Source organism: Mycobacterium sp. (assembly GCF_035603715.1).
In the GTDB taxonomy this organism is placed as follows: Bacteria; Actinomycetota; Actinomycetes; order Mycobacteriales; family Mycobacteriaceae; genus Mycobacterium.
Window position 1 is genome coordinate 1 of sequence record NZ_DATNJW010000062.1, and the last position, 2,788, is coordinate 2,788.

Consider the following 2,788-nt stretch of genomic DNA (forward strand, 5'->3'; position numbering starts at 1 on the left):
CTGGCTGTTGTATCCAAGTAATTAGTCGTGCTCGCCCCGGCGATCCCTGTGTTGAACCACGGGCGATTGCCGGGGCGGCACGCGTTATCGCGCCTCTTAAAGGAACCTGATGAGCAAACTGATTGAGTACGACGAAACCGCGCGCCGCGCCATGGAGGCAGGCGTGAACAAGCTCGCCGACACTGTCCGGGTGACGCTGGGGCCGCGCGGCCGACATGTGGTGCTGGCCAAGGCATTCGGCGGCCCCACCGTCACCAACGACGGCGTCACCGTCGCGCGTGAGATCGACCTGGAGGACCCGTTCGAGAACCTGGGCGCCCAGCTGGTGAAGTCGGTGGCCACCAAGACCAACGACGTCGCCGGCGACGGCACCACCACCGCGACCGTGCTGGCGCAGGCCATCATCAAGCACGGACTGCGCAACGTCGCGGCGGGCGCCAACCCGATCGCGCTCGGACTGGGTATCGGCAAGGCCGCCGACGCGGTGTCCGAGGCGCTGCTGGCGGCGGCCACCCCGGTGTCCGGCCAGACCGGTATCGCGCAGGTGGCCACCGTGTCGTCGCGTGACGAGGTGATCGGTGAGCTGGTCGGTGAGGCGATGACCAAGGTCGGGCACGACGGGGTGGTGAGTGTCGAGGAGTCGTCGACGCTGAACACCGAGCTCGAGTTCACCGAGGGTGTCGGCTTCGACAAGGGCTTCCTGTCGGCCTACTTCGTCACCGACTTCGACGCTCAGCAGGCCGTGCTCGAGGACGCCCTGATCCTGTTGCACCGCGACAAGATCAGCTCGCTGCCCGACTTGCTGCCGCTGCTGGAGAAGGTCGCCGAGGCCGGTAAGCCGCTGCTGGTGATCGCCGAGGATGTTGAGGGCGAGCCGCTGTCGACCCTGGTGGTCAACGCCATCCGCAAGACGCTGAAGGCCGTCGCGGTCAAGGCGCCGTTCTTCGGCGATCGCCGCAAGGCGTTCCTGGAGGACCTGGCTATCGTGACCGGCGGCCAGGTGGTCAACCCCGACGTCGGGCTCGCGCTGCGCGAGGTGGGTCTCGACGTGCTCGGTTCGGCTCGGCGGGTGGTGGTCAGCAAGGACGACACCGTCATCGTCGAGGGTGGTGGCAGCGCCGAGGCCATCGAGAACCGCGCCAAGCAGCTGCGGGCCGAGATCGAGTCCACCGACTCCGACTGGGATCGCGAAAAGCTGGAAGAGCGGCTGGCCAAGCTGTCCGGAGGCGTAGCCGTGATCAAGGTCGGTGCCGCCACCGAGACCGCGCTCAAAAAGCGCAAGGAAAGCGTCGAGGACGCCGTTGCCGCCGCCAAGGCCGCTGTCGAAGAGGGCATCGTCCCCGGTGGTGGATCCGCGCTGATCCACGCCCGCAAGGCGCTCAAGAAGCTGCAGAAATCGCTGTCCGGCGACGAGGCCAGCGGCGTCGAGGTGTTCTCCAACGCGCTCAGCGCACCGCTGTACTGGATCGCGACCAACGCCGGCCTCGACGGCGCGGTTGCGGTCAGCAAGGTCGCCGAGCTGCCGGTCGGCCACGGGCTGAACGCGGCAACGCTGAAGTACGGCGACCTGGCCGCCGACGGCGTCATCGACCCGGTCAAGGTCACCCGGTCCGCGGTGCTCAACGCCGCATCGGTGGCACGCATGGTGCTGACCACCGAGACGGCCATCGTCGAGAAGCCGGCCGAAGAGGCCGACCACGGCCACGGGCATCACCACGGCCACGCTCACTGAGCGATTTTCTTCAAACACCCCCGGCCCTAGTGGCCGGGGGTGTTTTGTTTGTGTTTGCTGCGCTTTCAGGCCGCTGCACCGCGAAACATCGGGCCCGCACATCGGGGGCCTCTACAAGGGAGCAACACGATGAGGGTTTCTCAGATGATGCTCGCCGGCCCACTGGCAGCGATGATGCTGGCCGCGTCGATGGCCGGCTGCAATAGCACTCCGTCGACGACGAAGTCGGGATCGGCCACCTCAGCCACCACGTTTGGGAGCGCAGGTCCCAGTTCTTCAGCGTCGGCATCGCCGAGCGACTACACCGGGCTGTTGATCAAGGCGACAGACATCGACGCGCCGATGCCCTTCATCGCCGGCCCGCCGACAAACAACCCCGATGGCCAACCGGGAGCCGCCATAACGTTCGGCAGCCAACCCCACCCTGCAGATGAGAACGGCGTCACGGTCAAGGACGTCCACATCGTCGACACCATCCGAGTCCTGCCGGATCGGTCCGCTGCCACGAGCGCGCTGAACTCTGCAAAGACGGGACAGGGTGTGGTGAAAGATCCGAAAACGGATCCGGCCAATGTTGGCACCGGCGGAACCATGTTGACGGGTACGTCACCGGACGGTTCAAAGAACTTGACGGTGTTGATGTTCACCGAGGGCCGAGGTTTCGTCACGCTGGAGTTTGTTGGCGGGTCGGACTCGCCCCCGCCGCCGCCGGACTTCGTCACCGACGTCGGCCAAAAGCAAGACGCGGTCGTCAAGAAGGGGCTCGCCGGCTGACGGCGTCTGAGGCCGTCGTTTGACGCTCATTGCAACGATGCGGCCCGGCCGGATGGCTTACATCAGTGACCACCGAGACGGCCATCGTCGACAAGCCCGCCGACGAGGACGAGCACGCCGGCCACCATCACGGCCACGCTCACTAGAGGTAATAGCGAAACACCCCCGGTCACCAGGCCCGGGGGTGTTTTGTTTTGGCATGGACCGCATTTGGCAGTGGGCGTGGGATCGGTATCGGGCGAAGTATTTGTGGGCAATGTGCGCGATCGCGTTTCCCGTGAT

2 protein-coding genes are annotated in these 2,788 nt (G+C 66.0%); both read left to right on the forward strand.

Annotation, left to right across the window (positions count from 1 at the left end):
* Positions 1–109: 109 nt before the first annotated feature.
* The gene (gene groL, locus VN856_RS02550; RefSeq protein WP_325685845.1) at positions 110–1,732 is read left to right on the forward strand and encodes a chaperonin GroEL; all 1,623 of its coding nucleotides are present in this window, start codon (positions 110–112) and stop codon (positions 1,730–1,732) included.
* A 147-nt stretch (positions 1,733–1,879) separates the two neighbouring features.
* Positions 1,880–2,506 carry a hypothetical protein gene (locus tag VN856_RS02555; RefSeq protein ID WP_325685847.1) on the forward strand — a complete coding sequence of 209 codons (627 nt, stop codon included), beginning with the start codon at positions 1,880–1,882 and terminating at the stop codon, positions 2,504–2,506.
* Positions 2,507–2,788 lie beyond the last annotated feature (282 nt).

What these genes read in the sequence shown, in the direction of transcription:
- groL (WP_325685845.1), top strand. Translation starts at nt 110, where the DNA reads ATGAGCAAACTGATTGAGTACGACGAAACCGCGCGCCGCGCCATGGAG.
- VN856_RS02555 (WP_325685847.1), top strand. Translation starts at nt 1,880, where the DNA reads ATGCTCGCCGGCCCACTGGCAGCGATGATGCTGGCCGCGTCGATGGCC.